This is a genomic window from Neobacillus sp. Fa239 (genome assembly GCF_055395235.1).
In genome coordinates this window covers 3034719-3059651 of the sequence record NZ_AP041611.1, presented here as the reverse complement: position 1 = coordinate 3059651, position 24933 = coordinate 3034719, and the positions used below count along the sequence as shown (strand labels likewise).

The following is a 24933-nucleotide window of genomic DNA, read 5'->3' as shown; positions in this document are numbered from 1 at the left end:
CTCGACAACCTAAAAACCCCCGATTACCGGGGGTTTGAATTTTTTATTCTGTAGTGATACCTAGCTTATCAAGAATGAATGCATAGCAGGCAGCGGCTTCCTTTAAGTGGTTGAAACGGCCCGATGCGCCGAAGTGGCCGGCACCCATGTTCGTTTTAAGCACAAGGATGTGGTCATCGGTTTTTACGGCTCTTAAGTTCGCAACCCACTTGGCCGGTTCCCAATAAGCAACCCGCGGATCGTTCAGACCGGTTGTGACATACAGATGCGGATAGTCTTTCGTTTCTACATTGTCGTATGGGCTATATGACTTCATATAGAAATAGTCTTCTCGATCTTGAGGATTTCCCCATTCGTCCCATTCGAGGGTGGTAAGGGGAATCGTGGCATCGAGCATCGTCGTGACTACATCGACGAACGGTACTGCCGGAACGATGACCTGAAATAGCTCACCGGCCATGTTGGCTACTGCGCCCACGAGCAAGCCTCCCGCACTTCCTCCGCGGGCCGCCATTTTACTTGAGGTAGTGTAGACTTGCTCAATAAGATATTTCGCTGCAGCTATAAAATCTGTGAATGTGTTTCGTTTATTCCGCATTTTTCCGTCTTCATACCAACTCCGTCCCATTTCGGAACCGCCACGCACTTGCGCCGTGACAAATACAATTCCTTTCTCCAAGAGCGGCAGACGATACGGGTCAAAATGAGGATCGCTGTTTGCTCCATACGATCCATACCCATGCAGAATCAACGGCGCAGGCCCATTCTTGAGCGCTCCTTCCCGATAGACGACGGTCATTGGCACTTTGACTCCATCCTCAGCTACTGCCCACAATTGCTCTTGACGAAAGAGGGAAGGGTCATATTCCCCGCTGACTGGAGCAATTTGCAAACGATGCTTCTCGAAGGAATGCGGATTCAGCGTGTAAGTTGTTTTGGGAGTGAGCAAGGATTCATATTGAATTAAAACCTCCGCTGACTCATAGCTTTGATCGGATAAAATCGCCACTGAATAGAGGGGCTCATCCCATTCAATTCGCTCCAACTTACCGCCTTGCAATACCCAGATTTGCGTCAACCCGTTCTCCCTGCCAAAGATAAGTAACGTATCTCGAAACGGGTACATGGCTTGAAGATAGCGATTCTCCCTATATTCAACGACTTTCACACGCGAATTAAGGTTATCGAGAGGACAACGGAGCAACTGAAAGTTGGGTGCCCCTTCATTTGTCAGGATGAGCAGGTCATCTCCCCAATGCTCGACATCATATTCTATCCCGTCACGCCGTACATCCAGTAGCTGCAAAGGGGATAACGGGGAATCTGCATCTAGCAGGCGAATCTCACTCGTCGTTTTCGACTCTGACTGTACAAAAATAAATTTCCCGCTTTGCGATTTCTCTACACCTAATGTAAACGTAATGTCTTTTTCTTCAAAGATCAGTTCATCACGACCCACGTCACTGCCCAAACGGTGTCTCCACAATCGGTATGGACGTTGATTCTCATCAACGGTAATGTAAAAAATATATTCACCGCACCGGCTCCATTCCATACTGCCATATAAAAAGACATCCGGAATTTGGTCGGGCAGCAGTTCACCCGTCTTCAGGTCCTTTACATAAATGGTATATCGGTCCGTGCCATCCCGATTCTCCAAATAAGCGAGACGGTTATGATCGGTACTTATACGCTGCTCTGTTACGCTTAAATATTCACCCTCTACGGCCAAATTGTTCAGATCAAGTACCACTTCCTCCGTCGCTTTTGGCAGAAGCTCGCGGTTTGAAGCCTGCTTACGTGCATAGATTGGATATTGCTTGTTTTTGTCCAAAAGGGAATAGTAGAAAAATGGTCCATGCTGCACCGGCACTTTCACCTCAGAATCGGGAACACGGTCAACCATGCTCTGATAAATTAGTTCGGTTTGTTCCTCCAATGGGCGCATGACTTCATCGTAATAACGATTTTCTTCCTCTAGATAATGAATGACCTCCGGATTGGTGCGATCCTTCAGCCAATAATAGTCGTCTTTGCGGACATCACCATGCAATTTATGGGGATGGGGGATTCGTTTTGCTACAGGTGGTTTCATAAGATCCTCCTTTCGTTATAGGTATTAGTTTCGTGAGATGATCAGTGAATTCCTTTTTTTATTTCGACAGCTTTAAGACAATAAAAATGCCCCTCCAAGAAAACAGATTTTTGCTTTTAAAAGAGGAAAATTTTTTATTAGACAATAAAAGACAATTTAAATCAAAGGATTTATCTTTATAAATATAGAATAATCTCATTATCATGATTAGTGGGGTGATGAGTATGAGTATTGTTATTAATCGGTTAGAACATATCATTAATTGTATGGATGAAAGGATCCATTTTGTAAAACAAAGAGGAGTAGAAAATATAAATGACATGCATGAATTTTATTTTTTAAAAGGTATGCTTGAAGAGTTAAATGTAGTAAAGGAATCTATAAGCAACGATAATTTGGACGCAGCAAAATTAAATGAACAGGGGAAACTTGAAGAATCTTATAATAATGTAGAATTTGAAATAGTGGATGTGAACAAGCCTGTAAACCTTAAGGATAAGAAAGGATTCATGGGAGGTTTGTTAAAATTAAATAAAAAAGCATTCTAAGGAGAGCAGCCGAAAACGGCTGCTTTTATTGTTGATATTTCCTTTTTGCCTTTAGAATCGTAAAACAGCGCAAGCTTATTTGATAAACAAAAAAAGGATATTTAATAATACAAATAAGCCGATTGAGGAAATTAAATATTTAACCCCTTTATTTAAAAAAAGAAATTTTTTCTTACAAAGCTTTGAATTTATATAAACTTGTGATAAATAATCATTGTATATTTGACCACCCGTATTTGTAATTGCCTTATGTTTATATGATTGAAATGTTTGATTTGCTATTGAGCCATAATATAATAATGAATCGGTTGATAGCTCCTTTTCCTTATAAAGAGAAGTATCTATTGAACCCTTTAGTCCCATAAAAAGATATACTATTGCAGTAATCATACAAATTAAAAAAATGATTAGGACTAATATTGAAGTAAGTAACCCTGTAATTTCCCACCACCTGGTTAGGGTATGAATTTTTATTGTATTTTTCACTAATTTGGTAAGTGAATTAGTAATTATACTACTCGAGAAAAATCCTGCTACTATAACCCCTGCAAAAGCTAAAGCAAAAGATATTTTGGTATCACAATTATGTATCCAAAAATTGATTCTTTCTAATGTCTGTAAGACTTCTTCATTATCAAGTCCATTGTAATTTTTTCCTTCGTTATTGGTTGTCATAAATCCCTCTTAAAAATCTTGTCAAAGTTTGTCAAGATAGATGTTGTTTTTTTATTTTTGGAAGAGTTCCTACTATCAACAAATAAGGCACAGCATTTTACAAAATTTCCATTGTTAAAGGTAAGATCCCTGGCTGGTATGCTGTCTATTTCTTGGTAAGCAAAACTTCCATTTAAAATGCGATCAAGCCTATTCCGGCTTTTTTGGAATTCATATGGTTAATAATTTGATTGAATACAATTACCTCCATTTCTATTTAAAGTTCGACAAAATCCTACCAATATTATACATCGCGGTACTGTAATATTGGAAGAAAAAACACATACTCTAAATGCAGGCTTTATTTCATATTTTAAACATTGTCATTGTTAGTTGTATTTTTAAATCATTCAGGACACTTTATAGAAAGAAAGATAGCGAAAAAATAGGCAATGCACTTTACTATAAGATAAAAAGTGGAAATTAAGGTTGAAAATCCTTTCAATGTAAAGGGTCAAAGAAAGGGGATCTACCTGTGAATTATGATTGTATTATTGTAGGTGGCGGTATTGCTGGTCTTCAAGCAGCTATCCAATTGGGCAGATATAAACATAAAGTTCTTGTCATGGATTCAAATCATGGGCGATCTACATTATGTAAGAGTTATCATAATATATTAGGTTGGCCAAATGGTATTAGTGGGGAAGAACTTCGTCAGATTGGAAAAAGGCAAGCAGAAAAGCTTGGAGTAGAGTTTAAATCCGAAGTTGTTGACAGTGCTGAAAAGATTGGAAAGGGATTTCAGCTCACGGTAAAAAACAGTTCCCAATATGTATCAAAGCGTTTGTTATTGGCTACCGGTGTAATGGACAGGATACCTGCATTTCCTGAGCTTCTACAATGTCTAGGTATGAGCGTTTATGTTTGTCCAGATTGTGATGGCTATGAAGTGAAGAATAAAAGGACGATTGTGATTGGCGCGGGAAATGTAGGAGCTAAGATGGCCCTAACCCTTTCTTACTGGACACAAGATCTTATCTATATCAATCATGAACAGAAGGAGATATCAGAAAACCTATTAAACGAACTTAAGGTTCATCGGATTCATTATGTTGAAGAGACCATCCAAAAGGTCATGGCAGAAAATTCTTATCTACAAGGGTTTATCCTGCAAAGTGGAAAGAAAATTATGGGTGAACGCGGCTTTATTGCATTCGGAGGGAATGATGTGAAGTCGAACCTTGCGAAGCAATTAGGGGTAGAACTTCTTGAAAATCAGCATATTGTAGTCAACTCGCGAACCAAAATGACCAATATACCTAACGTATGGGCAGCAGGTGATGTGGTTGCTCATTCTGAACAAGTGACAATAGCGATGGGAGACGGTTCTGCGGCAGCTATTTGGATACATAAGAGTTTAATGGATGAAAGAGAAGTTTGAGGATTTAATTTTTTATACAAAAAAAGCACCTATCCCTTAAAAATAATAAAAATTAGAGGTTAGGTGCTTTTGGTTGACCAATCAGCAATTATGACTAATGTAATCATATACTTAACTATTCCAATGTTTCAAGTTGGTTTTTTTAAAAAAACTATTTTTTTAAAAAATTGCATTGACAACATCTTCCACAGAATTTATATTGTAGTTAATAAGTTTAATTCCAAGTAAACAAGTTGGATAAGTTTGAATATAAAGTATCGCATGCTTGTCTTAAATGAACTAAAAAATCTGGCTGATTGGACTACCGAAGGCTCCTGACTCTCACTATGTGAGGTTCTAGGAGTCTTTTTTGTTGACAATACTCAGAGTCAATAGAAGAGATCCATGATTTGGCTTAGATTGATTGATGTGTTTAGATTTTACACTAAATCAAAAAAGAGATTGGTACCAAAAATAAGGAGAGGGGATTATTTATGGCACGAATCGAATTCTGCCCAAAGAATATAAATGGGGAAAAAAGAGATTCTTTAATGCGGAATACTTATCTAAATTTGCCTGATTTGCATTTTTTTTACTGGTGCAATGAGCAATTTAGTGTAAATCGGGGTGTTTATAATACGATTGATCAATGGTTTTATGAATATGGAATAAACGAAGTAATCTTTCGAAGAATGTATATTTTATCATTTTTAAAGTTTGTTAGAGAAGCAGGCTTAAAGGCTGAAGAACAAAAATTTATTCGCTTTGGAAATGGGGGGTTAATCAATCAACTTACTAAATTTATCAAATTTATAGAAGCTAAAAGCTGATGCTTCAAAATTTTAATTGTTCCCTTGAACGCAACTATATGAGGAGTGTTCTAAAATTTCAAAAAATATTACTTGACTAATTTGTCTTAGGTAGGTAAAATCCTATTAAGTAATCACATAAGTTTAGTTGGAATTAAAAAATACAATCAAATAAATGGTTAACCAGACAACTGGAAACACAGATAAATTTGTGTTTCCTTTTTTATTGCAATAAAAGTCGTCTATACGAATAGAGACTTCTCTCGCCTTTTTGGCTCCATCGAGAAGTCTCTTTTTTCTTTAATTCAAATTACAAAAAAGGAGCTGATTTTGTTGAAGCGATTCGTTGGTCAAAGGTGGTTATCTTGGTGTGCCCCCATTATCATCCTTGTGTTGTGGCAAGCATTTGGGCAGAATGGTTTAATTGGCCAAAATATTTTACCTACTCCCCTTCAGGTATTGAAGTCATTTTATCAATTAAGCAAAGAAGGTGTTTTATGGGAAAACATTGGGATCAGTGCAAAAAGGGCCATTATTGGATTTGCCATTGGCGGTAGCATCGGTTTTGCCGTTGGAATGATGAACGGATTATCAAAAACTTCAGAGATCCTGTTGGATAGTTCAATCCAAATGGTAAGGACGATTCCTCACCTTGCCCTGATTCCCATCGTGATTTTGTGGTTTGGAATCGGGGAAGCTTCCAAATTGTTTTTAGTTGCACTTGGTGTTGCTTTTCCGATTTATTTAAATACTTTTCATGGAATACGATCGGTGGATAAGGGACTAATCGAAATGGCGAAAGTATATGGGCTCAATCGATTCAACGTCGTTAAGCAGGTTATTCTTCCTGGTGCGTTACCGTCCATATTAGTGGGCCTTCGGTATGCATTAGGAATTATGTGGTTATCTCTGATTGTGGCCGAAACAATATCAGCAGATTCTGGTATTGGCTACATGGCAATGAATGCAAGGGAGTTCATGCATATGGATGTGGTGGTCGTTAGCATTTTACTCTATGCACTACTTGGAAAACTATCCGATTTGATTGCCAAGTTCTTGGAGAAGCAATGGCTCCAGTGGCATCCCAATTATAGCAATGTACAAAAGAGCTAACATTTCAATTTTTATGAATGGGAGTGAACAAGAATGGCAGGCAATCAGGCTGGGTTAAAACTGGAGCTGACACGGGTGGAGAAGTCATTTGGCGAAAAAAAGGTATTGAAGGAGGTGAATCTTTCGATTCAACCAGGTGAGTTTATCGCTATTGTGGGTAGGAGCGGATGCGGGAAAAGCACATTGCTTCGGTTGATTTCAGGGCTTGAAACGGTTAGTAATGGCGTCGTTCTGGCGGATCAAGAACCCGTGAAACGGAATCGTACGGATTCCAGAGTGATGTTCCAGGATGCCCGCTTACTCCCTTGGAAAAAGGTGCTTAATAATGTTCAAATTGGTACTAAAAACCGATCTATAGAAGAAGCCCGATCCGCTTTGGCATTAGTTGGCCTGGGAGACCGCGCCGGCGATTGGCCAATTGTTCTTTCTGGCGGCCAACGGCAGCGCGTCGCATTGGCCCGTGCCCTAGCAGGGGAACCACGCCTGCTGCTATTGGATGAACCACTCGGCGCCTTAGATGCACTCACAAGAATTGAAATGCAACAATTGATGGAAAAATTGTGGCTGGAGCAAAAATTCACGACGATCCTGGTTACACATGATGTTAGTGAGGCCGTTTCGTTAGCAGACAGGGTCATTTTGATAGAAGAGGGAAGGGTATCCATGGATGTTGCCATTACCCTGGATCGTCCCCGGATAAAGGATAGCAAGTTTGTTCATTTTGAGAGGTTGATCCTGGATCGTGTTATGGGGGTGCAAGAGTTGCATGAGTCACTTCCTAAAGTTCGTACGATCTAATTTTTTCAGAGGTAGAAGGAGGGAGTAGTAATGAACCAATTTTTAAATAAGCACCAGCAGGATGTACGGGAAGCGGAGACCGATGTATTAGTGATTGGGGGAGGCCCAGCAGGGACTTGGGCAGCTATAATTGCAGCTTCAAAGGGCGCAAAAGTCATTCTTGTTGATAAGGGATATTGTGGAACAAGTGGCGCGACAGCCCCGTCAGGAACAGGAGTTTGGTATGTCAATCCAACCCCGGAGGAGCAAGAGGCTGCGATGAAAAGCAGGGAAGCACTGGGAGGGTATTTAGCTGATCGGAAATGGATGAAAAATGTGTTGAATAGGACCTATAACAACATGAATCAACTGGATGCATGGGGGTATCCGTTTCCTATCGGCGATAACGGAAATAAGCATCGCAGGAGTTTGCAGGGACCTGAATATATGCGGTTAATGCGAAAACAAGTGAAGAAAGCAGGCGTGACGATTTGGGACCATAGCCCGGCGCTCGAGCTCCTTGTCGATGCAAATGGCGTTGGTGGGGCATCAGGAGTTTTTAGTACAACGGGAGAACGTTGGTCAGTCAGGTCCGGAGCCGTCGTAATTGCTTCAGGGGGATGTGCCTTCCTAAGCAAAGCATTGGGTACCAACGTCCTAACGGGTGATGGCTATTTACTGGCCGCTGAAGCGGGTGCTCATTTGTCCGGCATGGAATTTTCAAACGCTTATGCCATTGCGCCTGCATTTTCATCGGTCACTAAAACGGCCTTTTACACATGGGCTTCCTTTTATTATGAAGACGGTTCGATTATTGAAGGGGCAGGCTCACAAAGAGGCCGATCGGTGATAGCCAAGACCCTGCAGTCCCAGCCGGTTTATGCAAGACTGGATAAAGCGGATGAGGACATGCAGAAATGGATGCGCAAAGCACAGCCGAACTTTTTCCTTCCCTTTGACCGGTTGGGGATCAATCCCTTTACCGAGCGATTCCCGGTTACCTTGAGATTGGAAGGAACGGTTCGCGGAACAGGTGGTATTCATCTTATTAATGAGAATTGCGAAACGCGTGTGCCAGGCCTTTATGCAGCAGGCGATGCGGCAACAAGGGAATTTATTTGTGGCGGATTTACCGGTGGTGGCAGTCATAATGCGGCCTGGGCTATGTCTTCAGGTTCTTGGGCTGGCGAGGCAGCTGGGGAATATGCACTTCAACTTGGAGCACATTCAACAAAACGTAATGTAAAAGGGATTTCCAGCACGGCGATCGATCCCCGGTTAAACAAAAATGATAAAAAACAATCCGTTTTGCAGGAGATTACAGAAAGCGTGCTTTCAGAAGTGACGCCGACTGAAATTAATCTTTTTAGACACGAAAAAATATTACAATCATCACTAAAGCGTCTTGATGAAATCTGGGAGGAAATTAGGCTGGGAGTTTTGGCAACTGAAGCCAACATCGTTAGGGCAAGGGAAACTGCTGCAATGACTGCCACGGCACGTTGGATGTATTCTTCTGCTCTAGAGAGGAAAGAGACACGAGGGATGCATAAACGCTTAGATTATATGGAACAAAATCCTGATTATCACTACAGAATTTTAACAGGTGGACTAGATGATATCTGGGTCAATCCGGACAAACACTTGCATCAAGCGAAAGGAGTATAAAGATGATTGAATTGATTAGTGAGTCGAAATGTATAAGTTGTGGTTTATGTGTGTCAGTGTGCCCAACTGGAGTATTTGACGGAGAGAAGGGGAAAGTCCCTGTTATTGCTCGGAAGGATGACTGCCAAACCTGTTTTATGTGTGAAGTCTACTGCCCGGTAGATGCGATGTATGTATCTCCTCATGTGGAGGAAGTAACCATAAATGAGGATGAGATAGTTCAAAGAGGGCTTCTGGGCAGTTATCGTAGAGAGCTTGGCTGGGGGAAAGGAAGGGTTTCAAGTGCTTCATCCGATGCTTCATATAAAATGTTTCATTTAATGAGTAAAATGCCAGGACATTAAAGTAAAGCAGGAGGATTATTCATGAATTTGCGGAAAAAATTAATCTTAAAAGGAATGGCTGTATTCCTAACATCTATCTTTTTGATCATCACTGCGGGGTGCTCTAGCAATACCAACTCAAACGCAGCAACAGCAGGCAAACAAAGTGCAAGCTCTCCGCCCAAAACATTAAGGATTGGCTACGTTGGAGCATCTAAAGATAATATTCCCACCGGTGTGGAAGGATGGATGATTCACAATAAAATTATCCAGGAAAAATTGAAAAAGATCGGGATAGAAAATTATGAGTTTCATGCCTTTCCAAATGGACCTCCATTAAATGAGGCCATTGCGGCAGGAGATTTAGATATTGGTATTTTAGGAGATACTCCAGCCATAGTAGGAAAAGCAAATGGACTGAAAACAAAGCTAATTAGTCAAACGTCCATTAACAATAACGTCTGGTTAATTACTCCAAAAAATGGAGTAAAATCAATTGAACAATTAAAGGGAAAGACAGTAGCCACACAGTTGGGATCCTATATGTATCGGTTCCTTGTCGGTTTACTTAAAGAAAAAGGCTTAGATAAGGACGTAAAGATTGTCAATATGGCCTCTAGTGATGCAGAAGCTGCATTAGACAGGAATGATATTGCCGCCTATGCATTTCCGACAAACTCCGGGCCACTGATGAAGTCAAAAGGATATCCTGTGATCGATGAGGCTAAAGATCATCCAAACTTACTCGGAAGCAGTGTTACCGTCATATCGGTAGATTTTTTAGCTAAGTATCTAGACTTACCAAAAATATGGAATGAAGCCCGCCAACAATCATTACAGGATATTTTAAAAAGGCCCGACAGTTTTTATCAATTTCAATCTCAAGAGGTGGGTTACCCAATCGATGTCATGAAAGATTCGTTACCGCTTAGTAATTTAAAATCTGAAGGGTTATCTAATGAAGGACTAAAACTATTAAATAGTACAAAAAAGTTTTTAGTTGAAGGTGGATTTGCTAAACAGGACTTTAATCTCGACGATTGGATTGCCAAATAGTTTTCATCTTCACTATTCCTCGCAAACTAAAATGGGAGGCTGGTTGTTTGAGTAAAATACTTCGGAACGCTGTGGAACAGAGACGGAAAGCATTAATCAATATCCTGCTAACCTTTGGCGTATTTACGAGATAAGAGGAGCTTTTGAAATTTTCATTAACAGAATTGGAAGAGGAATATAAAAAGTTCTCTTCCAATTGTCATCCTCACAGTGAAGCAGGCTCGCTACACTGGGCTAATAAAAAGATTGTAAGGAAAGATCAACAATTATAACAGATAGAACAGAAAAACCCTTGCTGTGCAAGTTTTTGGATTCTTTCTCAAACTCAGATTGAGTTTCAAATAAGAAGGCAAGCCAATTACAGGCTTGCCTTTATCTATATAATGAAGCATTAAAAATCGCAACAAGTTATCCTCGTCTTCCGCCTCTACCGCCCTGTTTTGCTCCAGTGTGCTTTTTTAGGGTAGATAAATTCTCTTCACTCGTCTTTAAAAAACGAGCCATTTTATCTTCAAAACTTTCCTTTGGCTTAAAATTGCCTTTTGGACGAAAATCTTTGGAACGATTATCAGATCTTCCTGGGCGCGGTGGGCGTTTTGTATAAGAAGGATTTTGTCCTTCGGGTTTATCTATCGCTTTTTTGATGGACAAAGAAGTTTTTCCGTCTTTCGTACTAATCACTTTTACTTCAACCTGGTCGCCCACTTTGAGATGGTCATTCACATCTTTTACATAGCTATCTGCAACCTCACTGATATGAACAAGACCTGTTGATCCATCCGGTAATTCTACGAATGCTCCAAAATTAGTGATGCCTGTTACTTTACCTTGTACCTTGCTGCCAACTTCTACTGACATAAAAATAACGTTCCTCCTCAATAATGGTAATAACACTTCATTATAACAAATTTTCGAAGAAAATAATATCCACTGGAGCATTTCAGTTTGAATGTTGGGTAAAAGGCCAGTTATTGACTATGACTGTTTAAAATTCACTTAGTTCATTTCGGTTCTAGATAAATTTTTAAGAAGTGTAATTTATTGGATAAATGATCCGAAAATTGTCTATACCATTAAAAAAGGGATAAATATAAACTAAATGTGGCCTTACTCAATTCGCAATTTTAGCTATATTAGCAGCTGTTAAAAGGCGATAAAATAATTTTTGATAGGATAACAAGATGAAAAAAGAAGTCACTTTTGAGGTAAAGGGCAAGTTTGTAAATAAATATAAAAGCGGTTATCCGCTCATATCAAAGGAAGCAATACTTAACTTGAACGAAGCTGCCGAAGAAGGAACCATAATCCGGCTTGTTGATGAAAAAAATAAATTCATAGCAAAAGGCTATTTTGGCAAACAAAATAAAGGTTATGGATGGGTTCTTAGCAGAAGCGAGAATGAACAAATCGACCAAAGGTTTTTTCGGAACAAAATAAGGGATGCAATCAAGTATAGAAAGCCGTTTTATAATAGCACAGATACTAATGCCTTCAGAATAGTGAATGGCGAAGGCGATGGTTTGGGCGGATTGACCATTGAATATTTTGATGGCTACTATTTAATCAACTGGTACAGCAAAGGAATTTACCACTTTCGGGATTATATAATAAATGCGCTAAAAGAATTGACTAAGTATAAAGCCATTTATCATAAGAAAAGATTTGATGTCAGCGGAAAATATATTGAAGAGGATGATTTTGTAACAGGAGAAAGAGGAACATTTCCGATTATCGTGAAAGAAAATGGAGTAAACTTTGCTGTTTACTTAAATGAAAGTGCAATGGTGGGTGTATTTTTAGATCAAAGAGATGTAAGAAGAAAAATTCGGGATGCTTATGCGGACGGAATGAATGTACTGAACACCTTTTCCTACACAGGAGCTTTTTCAGTGGTTGCTGCCTTAGGAGGCTCAATTAAAACGACAAGTGTGGATGTAGCAAATAGAAGTTTAAGCAAGACCATTGAGCAGTTTCGTTTGAACGGTATAGATATTGAATCACAGGATATCATTGTTGAAGATGTATTCAATTACTTTAAATATGCGGTAAAAAAACAACTAAGGTTTGATATGATCATCCTCGATCCCCCAAGCTTCGCAAGGTCAAAAAAGATGGTATTTAGTGTGGAAAAGGACTACAAAAATCTTTTAAAGGAAGCCATTGCTATTACAAAAGATCAGGGAATCCTTGTAGCGTCCACTAATTCAAGCTCTTTTAATATGATTAAATTTAAAAGTTTTATTGATCAGGCATTTAAAGAAATAAACAGAACATATCAACTAGTTGATGAATTCTCCCTTCCAAATGATTTTAAATCATTAAAAGAATTCCCAGAAGGTAACTATCTTAAGGTTGTGTTTATAAAAATTTTGCCATTAGAAAAAGGCAAATGAAATCAATTTTTATTATGAGAAAGATTTTTAGGAAATTTATAACATATATGATATGCTTTAATCTCTACATAATAGCCATTAAAAAAAGACGAGGTGTTTGAATATGAATAAAACAGAATTAGTAAATACGGTTGCGACTCAAGCGGAGTTAACCAAGAATGATGCCGCAAAAGCTGTGGATGCGTTGATTGAAACCATCTCTAGTGCACTTGCTAAGGAAGAGAAAATCCAGTTAATTGGATTCGGGACATTCGAAGTACGTGAGCGCGCTGCTCGCACAGGCCGTAACCCACAAACAGGGGAAGAAATTCAGATTCCTGCTTCTAAGGTTCCAGCTTTTAAACCTGGCAAGGAATTAAAAGAAGCAGTTAAATAAGTTCGTCTGTATTGTCTACAGGGAAATTCTTTCGAGTCTTTTTCTGAGGTATATTAAGGGTACCACTCTATTCAGTAAATTGGGGTGATGATTTCCCATGAAAAACCGTGATAATAAAAGAAAAAAACGTATTTTTTTAGAGGATTACTTGAAAAACAAGTTGAAGGATTGGTTTAACCCAAGGAAGAGACCAACAACTAACTAGATCATTAGCATAAAGAATAAGGAACCCTGATAGAAGAGTAGTTAGTAGTTATTAACTGCTCTTTTTTTCGTCCATTTATTACCACACAAGTCTTTTGAGAAAAATTGAAGTTCTATACTTCACCATAAGCTAAATTGGAAAGTCTCTCCAAGAAAAATCATATGCATGATCTGAATATGGTTCATAGTAATTGAATAGTGCCAGACAAATTTTCTTTTTTTCAAATTTTAAAAAGTAACATATAGAATTGGCTTGAAGTTTACGGATTATTTCTTTGGACCAACTTGTATATGACATTTATCATACTCTAACCCTGACACCTGTTACTTACAAGGTGATTTTTATTCCACTATAATAAAATTCAACAATATACAGGAAGGGAATTTGAATAAAATGACCTTAAAAAATACAACGAATTTAAAAAAACAAGTTGCTCCTTATGAAAAATCAACGACGAAGGAAAGCGTGTGGCAGCTCATCAACACGGTCGTGCCATTTTTACTCTTATGGTATCTTGCTTACAAAAGTTTATCTGTTTCTTATTGGCTATCATTCGTTCCTTCTGTGATAGCAGCTGGGTTTTTGACTAGGATCTTCATTATTTTTCATGATTGTACCCACCATTCCTTCTTTAAAAGCCGCCGTGCCAATCGAATAGTTGGGACCGTTATGGGGGTTTTAACCATTTTCCCGTTTGATCAATGGGGATATGAGCATGCTGTACATCACGCTACAAGTGGTAACTTAGATAAGCGGGGAACAGGAGATATTTGGACACTTACAGTGGATGAATATGTGACAGCACCACTTAGACTACGTATAGCCTATCGTTTCTATCGCAATCCTTTTGTTATGTTTGGATTAGGTCCAATTTATGTTTTCCTGCTTAAAAATAGATTTAACCGAAAAGGTGCAAGAAAAAAGGAACGTATGAACACCTATTTGACGAATATATTGATTGTTGCTTTAGCAGGATTCCTCTGCTGGGCAGTCGGATGGCAGGCGTTTCTTTTAGTACAAGGAACGATTTTTATGCTATCAGGTTCAGCGGGCATTTGGTTGTTTTATGTACAGCACACTTTTGAAGATTCTTATTTTGAAGGAAATCATGACTGGGAATATGTAAAAGCAGCAGTGGAGGGAAGTTCTTTTTATAAGCTTCCTAAATTTATTCAATTTCTTACCGGGAATATTGGCTACCATCATGTTCACCATTTAAGTCCAAGGGTTCCAAACTATAAATTGGAGGAGGCACACAATCATACACTTCCTTTACAAAACGTACCAACAATCACCCTTTCTACAAGTTTGAAATCACTCCGCTTCCGCCTTTGGGATGAGGAAAGCAAGAACTTTGTGAGCTTTAAAGCGATCAAAGGTTTAGCAAAAAGCAGTGTTTCTGTTCAAGTAAAACCGGAACTATAACCTACCATTTATGGATGACTCCTCTTATTTTAAGGGGAGTTTCTGCTTGAAAAACAGCTGACAGATAAGGAGACAAATAGGATGATTCGAATTGTCATTGCCGAGGATCAGGGAATGTTGTTAGAGGCAATTGGTTCCCTCCTTAATTTGGAAGAGGATATGGAAGTGGTCGGGAAAGCCAGTAATGGAGAGGAGGCCCTTACTCTTGTTCGTCGATTGAAGCCCGATATTTGTATTATGGATATAGAGATGCCTGAAAAGAGCGGACTTGAGGTGGCTGAAGCTTTACATCTATTTGAAGGCAAAGTAATCATTTTAACAACCTTCGCAAGGGCAGGTTATTTTGAGCGTGCACTAAAAGCAGATGTAAGAGGTTTTTTATTAAAGGACAGCCCAAGCGATGAGTTGGCCTGCTCGATTCGCAGCATTATGGATGGAAACAGAATTTACGCGAACGAACTAATGGACCCTGAATCCAGTAATTACGAACGGGAAACGGAAGGATTAAAGCAGTTTGCAGGTAGGATAATCAAAAATAAAATCTCTTACCAGCAAAGAAACACCTATGGAGTAGTCAGACATTATATTTCAACCATCATGGATAAAATAAAGCTCCCGACCGGATAAAAATAGTTTTGATGTTTTCATGAAGAAGTAAACCCTATCTAACGAACTTACTTAAGAAGATAGAAATCTAAGCTGTAATAAAATATATGTTTTTTTGAACTCTTTTTCTATTGTAGGAAGGAGTTTTTGTTTTATTACGAAAGGGATGGGGATCACTGTTTGTTTGGAATGTTTGGAAATAGAAAAACCATAGAGTACTTGGCATTTGTTATGACTAGAGTAACTCTATAAATAGTAAAATTAGTGCAACATACAATTACGAAATTTCCTAATTATAATATATCTAGTAGGAGGATCCCTCTTTTTAAATTTTATTTGTTTAAATCGAGGGATAACTTCTCATTATTTTTTTTATATGTATTTTTGAGACTAATTGGAGTCAATTTAAAGGCGGTAAATAGGAAATTTATCTTTACTGTAAGTTAATGACGATTAATTGTTATTATTCTTTAATTAATTCTTCTTCAAAGAAAAAGGTATTTAGATATTCATTAACAATGTAAGAGTACCTTTTCATGTTTTTAACATACTGACATTTATAGATTGTTACTGATTCACCGGAGGCTTTAATTTTTACTTTTTCCCCAATAGTAAAAAGACTTTCCCTCATACTTCTCACCCTTTCTAGAATCCAAAATAATTAAATAATAAACGATTACTTATTTTCTTTAATGTATACATATTATATAAGCTTGGCAGAACTTCTTAATAATATCTAGCTTTTAGCTTAAAAAAGATTTTTCTATTCTGCTGATATGATCGTATTTATGTGTGATCAGGAAGAAACGTTGTGTTTTACTAAGGAAGATGGTTACTAAAATTAGTTTAGTTATATTTACATTACGTGTGCAACTGATATAGGAAAAACGATAGAAAAGAGAATAAGAGAAAAAGAGAAAAAGAGAACAGAAGAAAACGAGGAAATACTTGTTGTTCCAATCACAAAAGGACTTCCAAAAATTACACATAATAAGTTTGTGCTTAAATGGTAAATAATATGCTGTAAATGGGAGGTGGGAATATGGCAAAAAATGATTTTAAAGTGGCTAATTTATCAGATGAACAGATGCAGCAGCTCAAACAGTTTGAAAATCAATTGGGTGTAACATTGATTGCTTATGAGGATACCCTTTCACAAATAGGGGATCCAGCTGCTTCACCTGAGCATGATTAATCGGGTTAAATGCATCTGGCACCATTTTATAATATACAATTATCCATTCTAACTCATAGGTTTCAATCACTTCTTTGCAAAGCGCTCCTGGTTCCCCCGTGAGCGTTTTTCTATGCTGTTATATAATGGAGGAAACTGGGAATTCAGGAGAATGATGGAGTCGGGAGGAAATTAGTTTTTTGCGGCAATAAAATTAAGGGGTGAAGAAGTTTAAAAATTGTCAAGGTCGTAGATACCCTGTATAATGTCTAGTTAAATATTATAAAAACTTTTTGAGGCGTATAAATAAAAAAGGAGTTTTACCATTATGACATTTAGAGAAATAAGCCCTAAAATCAATATTAATGAAATTAAAGAGCTTTGCAAATTATCAGGAGAAGCGTTAAAACTTAAAGAAGAACGTGATTATGAACTTAAAGCAATTATTAATGGGGAAGATGATCGCTTGCTTTTGGTAATTGGTCCTTGTTCATCTGATAATGAGGAAGCTGTTCTTGAATATGCTCGTCGCTTAGCAAAATTACAAGAGGAAGTTAAGGATAAGATTTTTATTGTAATGAGGGTATATACGGCTAAACCTCGTACCAATGGTGATGGATATAAAGGCTTAATTCATCAGCCAGATTCACAAGGTAAACCTAACTTGATTAACGGTATCAAGGCAGTTCGTGAATTACATTATAAAGTGATTACTGAGACTGGTTTGACAACAGCAGATGAAATGCTATATCCGGAAAATCTTCCTTTGATTGATGATTTTGTAAGCTACATCGCAGTTGGGGCACGAAGTGTAGAAGATCAACAACATCGATTTGTTGCAAGTGGTATTGATGTACCAACAGGCATGAAAAATCCAACTTCAGGTAATTTGAACGTAATGTTTAATGGTATCTATGCTGCACAAAATGCACAAAATTTTCTATTTAATCACGCTGAAGTAGAAACTGATGGTAACCCTCTAGCTCATGCAATTTTACGTGGAGGGTTAAATGAAAACGGAAAAAATATACCGAATTACTATACAGATAATTTACTAGACGCAATTAAAATCTACGAAAAAATGCATCTTAAAAATCCTTTTATCTTAATTGATACGAATCATGATAACTCTGGTAAACAATATTTAGAACAAATTCGAATCGTTCGTCAAACTTTGATTAATCGTGAATGGAATGAAAAAATTAAGCAATATGTTCGTGGATTTATGATTGAATCTTATCTTGAAGAAGGACGTCAAGACGAACCAGTAGTATTTGGTAAATCAATTACAGATCCTTGTCTTGGATGGGAAAGGACAAAAGAACTTATTCATGAAATTTATAATACAGAAACTAAATAACAAATAATTCCATATAAATCTCACTAAATCAAAGGAGAAAAAAAGCAATAGCTTTTTATGCAAGTGAGGATAGTGCCTACATTACAGGAAGCTATTTACCTGTAAGCGGTGGTGGAGAAATGAAGTGAATATTTCGAATTATTATACTAAATAATAAATCCCGCTAAAAACCAGCGGGGTTTTTTTTCGTTTTTAAACGTATTAAAAAACGAGCCAAATTGAGTTGCCCTTCTTGGGCAATAATACTAATATTTGGTCCGATTTTGATCGTTGGAGGCACAATTTCTTATGAATTGTATATTAAAGAAAGAACATTAGAAATCAGTAATTCTCCAATTTTAAAAAAGAACAAAAAGAAGAAACACACTGAAATCTCAGTGTGCTTCTTAATGACTATGTGACATGGTCCTTCTTCTAATTCCTATATGATTAATGCTGTAAACCCATAATGCATTTAGCAGTAATAAAGCACTTGTAGTGAAGAACACATAATGAATGCCAAAGAATGCTGCCATTTGTCCGCCTAATACAGATCCTCCAAGAGTACCAATGTACTGTGCAGATTGATTATACCCGAAAATACGACCAACAATTTCATCTGGTGCACTTTTTCGGACAAGGTTGTTAATTGATGGCAATAATCCAGCTGTCGCAAGTCCAAGACAGAAGCGCAGTCCCATGAGTTCCCATGGTGTTTTTACAAATGCTTGTGGAATAAAGATAATTCCTGCAGCAATAAGTGCTCCGATCAAAATTTTTCTTGAACCAATCCGGTCAGCAAGCTTACCTAATCGTGGAGCAGCGATTACATTCGCTAAACCGGCAGCAGCCACTACCATTCCCGCTATCATCGATAAATGGGTTGCATGTGGTGATAATTCTTTTACATAAACAGTAATTAATGGCTGAATGGACATATTGGCAATTTGCAAAATAAATGTGCTAGCAAACAATGAAAGTAGCAATCTCGTATCAGGAACGAGCTTCCAAACTTGGCTAAAGGCTAACGGTGTTTTATGAACAGGTGTAAATTCTTCTTTTATCAAAAATAGAACGGCAAAGAAGGCGATTAACAATAACACACTTGTTACAACAAAACAGCTTCGAATTCCTGAGAATTCTGTAATAAACCCTCCCATTAAAGGACCTAGAAGTCCGCCACTGACGGAGCCTGTTGAAAGTGTACCGAGTGCCCAGCCTGAATTTTTCCTCGGTGTTTGTGTAGCAACTAATGTAACCGAAGCAGAAATGTAACCGGAAACGGCACCCATTAACATCCGTAATGCGAGCAATTCATAAACGTTTTGTACAAATGCCATCATAAAAACGACAATGGCCATTCCAAGGCTTGCACGGAGTAACATGAGTTTTCTGCCCTTTTTATCTGCAAGTCTTCCCCATATAGGCGAAACAATGGCTGAGATTAAAAAGGTGGAACCAAAAATCAATCCAGACCATTTTTCAATATCTGAAGTTGCGTGTAATCCTAGCTGATCAATATACAAAGGAAGCATGGGGGATATTTGACTCATCCCAGCGGCCGTCACAAATGAACCGAACCAACAAACAAATAAATTTCTTTTCCAATTCTCCATATAAACACCTTTCATTTTATTTAGAATTTATTTCGACTTCCAAAATAATTTATATCCATAATCATACTCCAAATAATTGATAACGACTAATATATATATTACTATTTGCTTATAGGTTAAGGACTATCAATAGAGGTGGACAAATGGATTTCTTACAATTAAAGTATTTTCAAACCGTTGCCAATCTTGAACATATGACAAGGGCTGCCAAAGAGCTTACGATTGCACAACCATCACTGAGCCAAACCATTTCTCGTTTAGAGGAAGAGCTGGGTTTTTCTCTTTTTGATCGAGAGGGAAGGAATATTAAACTAAATCAATTTGGGAAAATTTTATTAAAAGGAGTGGATCGGGCTTTTTCTGAATTAGAATCTGCCAAGCTTGAGATGGCGGAACTCGCAGGAGAGAGCAGGAATCAAATTTCACTTTCGGTCATGCATATACCATTATTGCCGAATATTTTTAGTCAATTTCGTAAGACCTATCCATCCGTCAATTTTCAAGTAAGTATGCATTCTTCTCCTTTGCGACTTGTGGAACAATTGGAAAAAGGGGAAATCGATTTATGTGTTACTTACTTTCCTATTGAGAAAGAAGGAATCAGTTGGATTAATCTTATGGAGGATGAAGTATTCATCGTAGTCCCAGATACCCATCATTTGGCTAGGAGAGATAGCATTCAGTTAAAGGAAGTGGCAGATGAACAATTTATTAACAGAGAGCCGACAAATCCTTTCAGAATGCTAACAGATGGTTTTTGTGAACAAGCAGGATTCACACCGAAAATCGCTTTTGAACTCGAAGAACCGGGATCCATTCATAACTATGTAGAGGAGGGATTGGGTATATCCTTTTTAACCGAGCATACCCTCCGTTATTCACACTATGAAAAAATTGTTCCCTTGCACATTGAACAGCCTGTCTGTACAAGAACGATAGGGATGGCATGGAAAACGGAGAGGTTTACTTCAAAGGTCGTTCGAGATTTTCGGGAATTTATGATTGGGTATTTTAAGGAATTAAGCTAAATGAATGGCAGAAGGGGGAGCTAATTAAATCCTAATATAAGGAATTCGAGAAAGTTTTTTATGAACGACTTTCTGGAATTCCTTTTTAAATACCCATCAGCAAGGGACGCTTCCGGCAATTTATTTTTTCCTTACATAAGAAGGTGATTTTCAAGATATAGTAACCTTTCTTTTTTCAAAAGAAGTTTATGATATTTTATACTTAAACTTTCGGGGCAGGTTTATTCAATAAGAGGTATGTAGTTAGCTAGAATTAAATTATTATTTTTTTTACAATGGGGCAAATTTCGGGATTTGTGGAATATATTTGAGAAGTATTTAAGTGAGGAGGCTAAATATGTTTCAAACATTAGATGGTTTCTTTAAATTATGGAAGTATGAAGCAAACGCTACTCAGAAAATCCTTAATCAACTTACTGATGAATCATTACGTCAAGAAGTAACACCTCAAAATTGGACGTTAGGTCGAATCGCTTGGCATACGGTAACAGCAATTGGCGTTTTGATATCTCGAACAGACATTTCTTTTGATTCTCCTAATCAAGATTACCCAGTTCCAACTTCAGCAAAGTTCATCTCTGACAGCTATCAACAAGCTAGTAATGGTTTGGTTAAAGCATTAAAAAATCAATGGACTGACAACAGTCTTAGAGAAGTACAGGATATGTTTGGGCATAAAATGTCAAAGGGAGAGATTTTATTTTTTTTAATTCAACATCAAATTCACCATCGAGGACAAATGACAATTCTTATGCGTCAAGCGGGTTTAACAGTCCCTGGTCTTTATGGTCCATCTAAAGAGGAATGGGCTATAATAGGAATGGAAGCCCCTAAAATGTAATGACAATTATTGAACATTGAATAGGCTTTTATCCAGTCCTGTCCTAATTCAACTAAAGTAGTTAATTTTAGTTGTTGTTATGGCATCCATTTTTTTATAAAAGCAAGATTGTGAATACTTACGCTACAGGGGGATTTTGTTAAAAATGGGATTGCTGAGGCATTCCCATTTTCTTTTTATACCAACGTTAGTTTAGGAGATGGTTTTTTTTACTCAACAAACGGAAATTTTTGTAGAATAAAGGAGCCATTCGAGAATTCTACTGAAATTCAAGGTAAGGAAATTATTTTGTTCCATTAACTGGGGCAAGAGTGAAAGGTCGTTTTCAGGCAATGATCGCTGCGGGATGTTTTAGACAAGTATTAAAGCAACTTGGAGTGTATAAAGACGAAAGGGTAATAAGTGTTCGAGAAATGTTCTCTACCGGTCCTATCTGGAGATTTAATGAAGAAGTTGGAAAACAGGCCAGGTATCAATGGATGCAAGATAACTTGTCTGATGAATATGGAGAGTTCGATGAATACAAGGAAAACTTCAATAGAGCTGTTAATCAAATTATGTTTATTAAAGAAGATATTCCTATTTATATGTGGGCTGCTGAAAATGCTGAAGAGCAGACGGGACTTCGATTTGTTGTGGACCTTTTAAAAGATAAAAAAAATGACATTTTCTTTATGAATACAGCAAAAGCATTTAACACCCTGTTTAATAAGGGTAAATGGAAAGGGGGGCTTGAGTTACATATTGGATTCCGGCAATGATCGCTGCGGCGGTCATTTTCTTATGGCATAAACGGAGCAGTTTACTTTAAGAAGGATTACTTTAACTACCCCTAGAATAATAACAAAATTGAATTTTTAATTTTGGAATTTATTTTAATTTCAGTATAAAGAACGCTAACCGATATGATTAGTTCAATACATGATGGAAGGGAACACGCAGGTAGCGTATTGAACACAGTATTAGATTCAAAAAAAACGATCTCTGATTATGCGAAAGCCCATACGATTTAAAGTAAGACTGAACGATACGATTACGAAGGTCAGGAGCAGTGTTTTAATATAGAGTTGGAGTTGGAGGAGAACAATGGAAGTTAACAATATCTCTTAAAGCAACCGAATATTGATTCCATCTTCCGCCGAAAAGCCTATAGCCATAAGCTCTTTGATGCCCGACAGTCGTCAAAAAAACCGGAAATTGTCTCCGTTTCTAAGCCACAAATACGTGAAACGAAAGATACAAATTTCAAGACCCCAGGGACTCTGGGCATAGTTTGGATTTTGTCGTATATATACCATAATTTGAGGTTCACTCCTTATTAAAATTAGACATATAACCAGTTTATGCTCAGGGTCAAAGCTTGGATTGGTTGAATGCCTAGTAGCCCACCTACAGTTTATCTGTTGGATAAGGCATTTGCCCCTTTAATTCTAAAATTCAAGACAAATACCCAAGAGCTTTTACCCAAATATGCATATGCTCTAATGTAAAATGAAATGAGGAGGATGACTGCTTGTATGATTTATGCATATAATGAGAGGGTTGGTTTAGGTGGACCAGGATCAGGTTTTGGTGTTGCACCAGGACTTGGTTTTGGAGCTCCAGGCTATCCGCACCCACACTACCCATACTACCATCATCACCACTACCCGTACTACCATCACCACCACTACCCGTACTACCATCACCACCACTATCCGTACCATCACTATCCGTACCACCACTAACCTTATTAAAATCTGCTAATAAACTTGCCGTTTAAATAAAAAGGAACAGAAATTTCTGTGAAACAGGTTTGTTTCTGCAATTGTAGAAACGCCTGTTTCCTTAAGGAACCTTGTTGGTTTTCACGAATGAAGGAAGTTTTTTGCAAGTTTGTGAATAATTGTACTTAAAGTAATGTGGGCAAGAGTTGTAGATTAAGCTGTCATTGTGGCAGCTTTTCTTATTGTACCAAATGGGTAGTTTAGTTCAACAAAGAGAATGAAATAATTTCCGTATTATAAAATTGATGGGTATTTTACAATACTCTTGTTCATAACAAAGAAAAAGTTAGCTTTGACAAATATTTAAAAAAAATGGAGTAAAACTTTATGACCACAAGAAAATTAGCCATTTCTTTATTTATTACTGTAATTCTTACCGTTGTTATTCGTGCTATACTTCGTGCAAATGGCATTCACAATTTTTTTAGCGACAATTCAATAGGTGGATTCTTAATATATTTGGTAATTTATTCATTGTGTTATTTATTCTTTAAAAGGCAGTCTGATAAATAATACTTATATATTAGATAAATCATTTAATTGATAGCTTTCCCTTCACAAGAAAAGTCAACTAAGGAGAAAATATTATGGTAATGTTCGGTGGGGCCATTCTCTTTTTAATAGGTATTGTTTCTTTTATATTACTATTGGTTTATGGATATAAGGAATTTAAGGCAGTTGAATCTAAAACATCGAAAAAAGTGCTTTTTGGAGTATTAGGGATACTTGATATATTTTTTGGCTCTGGTGGTGAATTAGTTGGCTTTGCCTTATTATTATCACTTGCAGCTATCCTTATTGGTCTTGTGATTATGGGGGCATTTCATTAATACTTAATGTGAAAGTTTGTTGAAATATTGTACTTAAAGTAATGGGGGCTTTAGTTTAATAAGAGGGTAATAAGTGCCTCCAACTAAACGATCTACCCGCGGTCATCTTATCTTTGAAATCAACCCTCATGCTATATCGCCTATTGCCAGGAGATGGACGAACATGGAAACAAAATCAACGTACCCTGATGAGTTGGAACCCTCATTTAATACATAATCATAACTAATTAAGAGATTATAGTCGTTATCATTAACAAATAAAGATCCTACTCTCAATAAAAAAAACGAAAAGGGAAACCATGTTAGTCTTTTTACCAACTTTATTGAAATGTAAACGGCATCTTCCTATAATCAAGACACAGTAATCTGATTGAATGAAGTGAATTAGAGACACAATCGACAGCTAAATCTTACACATAAAAGGAAGGGGGAAACGACCTTGATTACAAATGAATGGGAGGCAGTAGAACTTCTGGTGAACTTTGAAAAGTTCGCCAAGTGGGATGGAGAAAAGTTTTATCTTACCATAGGAACCGAATATCCGAAAGGGACACTAACGATCATGAAATTTCAAAATGGAAAGTTTTATTACCATAGAAAAAATGAAAGATATTGGGATATGAAAGAAATCGCTGTAAATTTTGAAATGTTGATTGATATTTTTTGGGGATTTAGAAAGGCTATAAATCAATGTATTAAAGAAAAAGTTTGTTAACAAGGGTGGGTTATTCAGGTTATGGCGGGATATTAGAAGAGGGAAACCAAATCGAAAGTTATACTTTGGCATTTTACCGAATTTTATCTAAAAGGAGCATGACGGTCTAAGTAGCGGGCAAGAGTTGAACAAAGGGTTGCTGCGGCAGCTCCTTTT

Annotated in this window: 25 protein-coding genes; 20 read left to right on the top strand and 5 right to left on the bottom strand. The window is 37.4% G+C overall.

Going from position 1 to position 24933, the window contains the following annotated elements; genetic code table 11:
* Positions 1–43: 43 nt before the first annotated feature.
* A complete protein-coding gene (locus ACZ5XR_RS14815; RefSeq protein ID WP_464497051.1) occupies positions 44–2095 on the bottom strand; it encodes a S9 family peptidase in 2052 nt (683 codons plus the stop codon).
* A gap of 224 nt (positions 2096–2319) precedes the next feature.
* Between ACZ5XR_RS14815 and ACZ5XR_RS14810 the strand changes: the two genes are divergently transcribed.
* Positions 2320–2643: a hypothetical protein gene (locus tag ACZ5XR_RS14810; protein WP_464497050.1), complete on the top strand. Its 324-nt coding sequence runs from the start codon at positions 2320–2322 to the stop codon at positions 2641–2643.
* 75 nt (positions 2644–2718) lie between these two features.
* On the opposite strand, the gene ACZ5XR_RS14805 is transcribed toward ACZ5XR_RS14810, so the two are convergent.
* Positions 2719–3318: a Pycsar system effector family protein gene (locus ACZ5XR_RS14805; RefSeq protein WP_464497049.1), complete on the bottom strand. Its 600-nt coding sequence runs from the start codon at positions 3316–3318 to the stop codon at positions 2719–2721.
* Between the two features lie 514 nt (positions 3319–3832).
* On the opposite strand from ACZ5XR_RS14805, the gene ACZ5XR_RS14800 reads away from it, so the two are divergent.
* The 7 genes from ACZ5XR_RS14800 to ACZ5XR_RS14770 all read left to right on the top strand — a co-directional run bounded on the left by ACZ5XR_RS14800 (position 3833) and on the right by ACZ5XR_RS14770 (position 10463).
* Positions 3833–4738 carry an NAD(P)/FAD-dependent oxidoreductase gene (locus ACZ5XR_RS14800; protein ID WP_464497048.1) on the top strand — a complete coding sequence of 302 codons (906 nt, stop codon included), beginning with the start codon at positions 3833–3835 and terminating at the stop codon, positions 4736–4738.
* A gap of 473 nt (positions 4739–5211) precedes the next feature.
* Positions 5212–5547 (top strand): hypothetical protein, encoded by a 336-nt coding sequence (locus tag ACZ5XR_RS14795; protein ID WP_464497047.1) that lies wholly within the window; start codon positions 5212–5214, stop codon positions 5545–5547.
* Positions 5548–5859: 312 nt separating this feature from the next.
* Entirely contained in the window at positions 5860–6639 is a 780-nt protein-coding gene (gene ssuC / locus ACZ5XR_RS14790) for an aliphatic sulfonate ABC transporter permease SsuC (RefSeq protein ID WP_464497046.1), read from the top strand.
* 33 nt (positions 6640–6672) lie between these two features.
* On the top strand, positions 6673–7437 hold the full coding sequence (locus ACZ5XR_RS14785; RefSeq protein WP_464497045.1) for an ATP-binding cassette domain-containing protein: 765 nt from the start codon (positions 6673–6675) through the stop codon (positions 7435–7437).
* Between the two features lie 30 nt (positions 7438–7467).
* Entirely contained in the window at positions 7468–9084 is a 1617-nt protein-coding gene (locus ACZ5XR_RS14780; protein ID WP_464497044.1) for an FAD-dependent oxidoreductase, read from the top strand.
* A gap of 2 nt (positions 9085–9086) precedes the next feature.
* Entirely contained in the window at positions 9087–9428 is a 342-nt protein-coding gene (locus ACZ5XR_RS14775; protein WP_464497043.1) for a 4Fe-4S dicluster domain-containing protein, read from the top strand.
* Positions 9429–9449: 21 nt separating this feature from the next.
* The gene (locus ACZ5XR_RS14770) at positions 9450–10463 is read left to right on the top strand and encodes an ABC transporter substrate-binding protein (RefSeq protein WP_464497042.1); all 1014 of its coding nucleotides are present in this window, start codon (positions 9450–9452) and stop codon (positions 10461–10463) included.
* 408 nt (positions 10464–10871) lie between these two features.
* Here ACZ5XR_RS14770 and ACZ5XR_RS14765 read toward each other — a convergent pair whose 3' ends face one another.
* Entirely contained in the window at positions 10872–11321 is a 450-nt protein-coding gene (locus ACZ5XR_RS14765; protein ID WP_464497041.1) for a S1 domain-containing RNA-binding protein, read from the bottom strand.
* Between the two features lie 323 nt (positions 11322–11644).
* Between ACZ5XR_RS14765 and ACZ5XR_RS14760 the strand changes: the two genes are divergently transcribed.
* From ACZ5XR_RS14760 to ACZ5XR_RS14745, 4 genes are all read left to right on the top strand, one after another.
* A complete protein-coding gene (locus ACZ5XR_RS14760) occupies positions 11645–12856 on the top strand; it encodes a class I SAM-dependent rRNA methyltransferase (RefSeq protein ID WP_464497040.1) in 1212 nt (403 codons plus the stop codon).
* Between the two features lie 103 nt (positions 12857–12959).
* Entirely contained in the window at positions 12960–13232 is a 273-nt protein-coding gene (locus tag ACZ5XR_RS14755) for an HU family DNA-binding protein (protein WP_464497039.1), read from the top strand.
* A 598-nt stretch (positions 13233–13830) separates the two neighbouring features.
* Entirely contained in the window at positions 13831–14862 is a 1032-nt protein-coding gene (gene desA, locus ACZ5XR_RS14750) for a Delta(5) desaturase DesA (RefSeq protein WP_464502329.1), read from the top strand.
* 81 nt (positions 14863–14943) lie between these two features.
* The gene (locus tag ACZ5XR_RS14745; protein ID WP_464497038.1) at positions 14944–15489 is read left to right on the top strand and encodes a response regulator; all 546 of its coding nucleotides are present in this window, start codon (positions 14944–14946) and stop codon (positions 15487–15489) included.
* 442 nt (positions 15490–15931) lie between these two features.
* Here the strand turns inward: ACZ5XR_RS14745 and ACZ5XR_RS14740 are convergent, their stop codons facing one another.
* Complete coding sequence (locus ACZ5XR_RS14740; RefSeq protein WP_464497037.1) at positions 15932–16099, bottom strand: hypothetical protein; 168 nt, start codon at positions 16097–16099, stop codon at positions 15932–15934.
* A gap of 411 nt (positions 16100–16510) precedes the next feature.
* Between ACZ5XR_RS14740 and ACZ5XR_RS14735 the strand changes: the two genes are divergently transcribed.
* Together ACZ5XR_RS14735 and ACZ5XR_RS14730 are read left to right on the top strand one after the other, a co-directional pair.
* Positions 16511–16663 (top strand): hypothetical protein, encoded by a 153-nt coding sequence (locus tag ACZ5XR_RS14735; protein ID WP_464497036.1) that lies wholly within the window; start codon positions 16511–16513, stop codon positions 16661–16663.
* A 307-nt stretch (positions 16664–16970) separates the two neighbouring features.
* A complete protein-coding gene (locus ACZ5XR_RS14730) occupies positions 16971–18002 on the top strand; it encodes a 3-deoxy-7-phosphoheptulonate synthase (protein ID WP_464497035.1) in 1032 nt (343 codons plus the stop codon).
* Between the two features lie 386 nt (positions 18003–18388).
* Here the strand turns inward: ACZ5XR_RS14730 and ACZ5XR_RS14725 are convergent, their stop codons facing one another.
* A complete protein-coding gene (locus ACZ5XR_RS14725) occupies positions 18389–19597 on the bottom strand; it encodes a multidrug efflux MFS transporter (RefSeq protein ID WP_464497034.1) in 1209 nt (402 codons plus the stop codon).
* Positions 19598–19740: 143 nt separating this feature from the next.
* Here ACZ5XR_RS14725 and ACZ5XR_RS14720 point away from each other — a divergent pair, with 143 nt between their 5' ends.
* From ACZ5XR_RS14720 to ACZ5XR_RS14695, 6 genes are all read left to right on the top strand, one after another.
* Positions 19741–20625, top strand: a complete 885-nt coding sequence (locus ACZ5XR_RS14720; RefSeq protein WP_464497033.1) for a LysR family transcriptional regulator — start codon at positions 19741–19743, stop codon at positions 20623–20625.
* Positions 20626–20962: 337 nt separating this feature from the next.
* Entirely contained in the window at positions 20963–21466 is a 504-nt protein-coding gene (locus tag ACZ5XR_RS14715) for a DinB family protein (RefSeq protein WP_464497031.1), read from the top strand.
* A 311-nt stretch (positions 21467–21777) separates the two neighbouring features.
* Entirely contained in the window at positions 21778–22227 is a 450-nt protein-coding gene (locus tag ACZ5XR_RS14710; RefSeq protein ID WP_464497030.1) for a DUF1835 domain-containing protein, read from the top strand.
* Between the two features lie 744 nt (positions 22228–22971).
* Positions 22972–23193, top strand: a complete 222-nt coding sequence (locus tag ACZ5XR_RS14705) for a hypothetical protein (protein ID WP_464497029.1) — start codon at positions 22972–22974, stop codon at positions 23191–23193.
* A gap of 626 nt (positions 23194–23819) precedes the next feature.
* The gene (locus ACZ5XR_RS14700; RefSeq protein ID WP_464497028.1) at positions 23820–24062 is read left to right on the top strand and encodes a hypothetical protein; all 243 of its coding nucleotides are present in this window, start codon (positions 23820–23822) and stop codon (positions 24060–24062) included.
* 439 nt (positions 24063–24501) lie between these two features.
* Positions 24502–24777 (top strand): hypothetical protein, encoded by a 276-nt coding sequence (locus tag ACZ5XR_RS14695; RefSeq protein WP_464497027.1) that lies wholly within the window; start codon positions 24502–24504, stop codon positions 24775–24777.
* Positions 24778–24933: the final 156 nt, after the last annotated feature.

What these genes read in the sequence shown, in the direction of transcription:
- ACZ5XR_RS14700 (WP_464497028.1), top strand. Translation starts at nt 23,820, where the DNA reads ATGGTAATGTTCGGTGGGGCCATTCTCTTTTTAATAGGTATTGTTTCT.
- desA (WP_464502329.1), top strand. Translation starts at nt 13,831, where the DNA reads ATGACCTTAAAAAATACAACGAATTTAAAAAAACAAGTTGCTCCTTAT.
- ACZ5XR_RS14810 (WP_464497050.1), top strand. Translation starts at nt 2,320, where the DNA reads ATGAGTATTGTTATTAATCGGTTAGAACATATCATTAATTGTATGGAT.
- ACZ5XR_RS14705 (WP_464497029.1), top strand. Translation starts at nt 22,972, where the DNA reads ATGACTGCTTGTATGATTTATGCATATAATGAGAGGGTTGGTTTAGGT.
- ACZ5XR_RS14785 (WP_464497045.1), top strand. Translation starts at nt 6,673, where the DNA reads ATGGCAGGCAATCAGGCTGGGTTAAAACTGGAGCTGACACGGGTGGAG.
- ACZ5XR_RS14760 (WP_464497040.1), top strand. Translation starts at nt 11,645, where the DNA reads ATGAAAAAAGAAGTCACTTTTGAGGTAAAGGGCAAGTTTGTAAATAAA.
- ACZ5XR_RS14740 (WP_464497037.1), bottom strand. Translation starts at nt 16,099, where the DNA reads ATGAGGGAAAGTCTTTTTACTATTGGGGAAAAAGTAAAAATTAAAGCC.
- ACZ5XR_RS14815 (WP_464497051.1), bottom strand. Translation starts at nt 2,095, where the DNA reads ATGAAACCACCTGTAGCAAAACGAATCCCCCATCCCCATAAATTGCAT.
- ACZ5XR_RS14715 (WP_464497031.1), top strand. Translation starts at nt 20,963, where the DNA reads ATGTTTCAAACATTAGATGGTTTCTTTAAATTATGGAAGTATGAAGCA.
- ACZ5XR_RS14765 (WP_464497041.1), bottom strand. Translation starts at nt 11,321, where the DNA reads ATGTCAGTAGAAGTTGGCAGCAAGGTACAAGGTAAAGTAACAGGCATC.
- ACZ5XR_RS14780 (WP_464497044.1), top strand. Translation starts at nt 7,468, where the DNA reads ATGAACCAATTTTTAAATAAGCACCAGCAGGATGTACGGGAAGCGGAG.
- ACZ5XR_RS14770 (WP_464497042.1), top strand. Translation starts at nt 9,450, where the DNA reads ATGAATTTGCGGAAAAAATTAATCTTAAAAGGAATGGCTGTATTCCTA.
- ACZ5XR_RS14775 (WP_464497043.1), top strand. Translation starts at nt 9,087, where the DNA reads ATGATTGAATTGATTAGTGAGTCGAAATGTATAAGTTGTGGTTTATGT.
- ACZ5XR_RS14745 (WP_464497038.1), top strand. Translation starts at nt 14,944, where the DNA reads ATGATTCGAATTGTCATTGCCGAGGATCAGGGAATGTTGTTAGAGGCA.
- ACZ5XR_RS14730 (WP_464497035.1), top strand. Translation starts at nt 16,971, where the DNA reads ATGACATTTAGAGAAATAAGCCCTAAAATCAATATTAATGAAATTAAA.
- ACZ5XR_RS14755 (WP_464497039.1), top strand. Translation starts at nt 12,960, where the DNA reads ATGAATAAAACAGAATTAGTAAATACGGTTGCGACTCAAGCGGAGTTA.
- ACZ5XR_RS14805 (WP_464497049.1), bottom strand. Translation starts at nt 3,318, where the DNA reads ATGACAACCAATAACGAAGGAAAAAATTACAATGGACTTGATAATGAA.
- ACZ5XR_RS14735 (WP_464497036.1), top strand. Translation starts at nt 16,511, where the DNA reads ATGGCAAAAAATGATTTTAAAGTGGCTAATTTATCAGATGAACAGATG.
- ACZ5XR_RS14725 (WP_464497034.1), bottom strand. Translation starts at nt 19,597, where the DNA reads ATGGAGAATTGGAAAAGAAATTTATTTGTTTGTTGGTTCGGTTCATTT.
- ACZ5XR_RS14720 (WP_464497033.1), top strand. Translation starts at nt 19,741, where the DNA reads ATGGATTTCTTACAATTAAAGTATTTTCAAACCGTTGCCAATCTTGAA.
- ACZ5XR_RS14795 (WP_464497047.1), top strand. Translation starts at nt 5,212, where the DNA reads ATGGCACGAATCGAATTCTGCCCAAAGAATATAAATGGGGAAAAAAGA.